General features: G+C 70.6%; 1 protein-coding gene. It reads left to right on the forward strand.

Going from position 1 to position 506, the window contains the following annotated elements:
- Positions 1–125 precede the first annotated feature (125 nt).
- A partial coding sequence (locus CFP71_RS42925; protein WP_143267341.1) for a helicase HerA-like domain-containing protein occupies positions 126–506 on the forward strand: 381 nt, incomplete at its 3' end.

The raw sequence follows: 506 nt of genomic DNA on the forward strand, positions 1-506 counted from the left end.
GGCGGTCGTTCACCCCGAAACCCTAACCCGACCCGGGGATTCACGACGCGCGACGTGCGGGTTCGGCGCGTTGCTGGCAGCGTGTGCATCCTCAGGTGAGCCATATCACAGACCAGGGAGCGACAGTGGCCGAACAGGGTCCAGCCCAGGAGATCGCGCAGGGTTACGTGAGCGAAGGGGCGGCGGTGGAGCTCGGCGCCGTCGTGATCGACGGCAAGGCCGACGCCGGGGCGGCGGTCCGCCTCCCGTTGGCGACGCTGAACCGGCACGGGCTGGTCGCGGGCGCCACGGGCACCGGTAAGACGAAGACCTTGCAGTTGATCGCCGAGCAGCTGTCGGCCGCGGGAGTGCCGGTGGTGCTGGCGGATGTGAAGGGCGACCTGTCGGGGCTGGCCGCGCAGGGCGAGAGCAACGACAAGATCGCCAAGCGCGCGGAGGAGCTGGGTGACTCCTGGGAGCCCGCCGCGTTCCCCGTGCAGTTCCTGTCGCTCGGCACGGGCGGCAAG

The organism is Amycolatopsis thailandensis (assembly GCF_002234405.1).
GTDB classification, from domain to species: domain Bacteria; phylum Actinomycetota; class Actinomycetes; order Mycobacteriales; family Pseudonocardiaceae; genus Amycolatopsis; species Amycolatopsis thailandensis.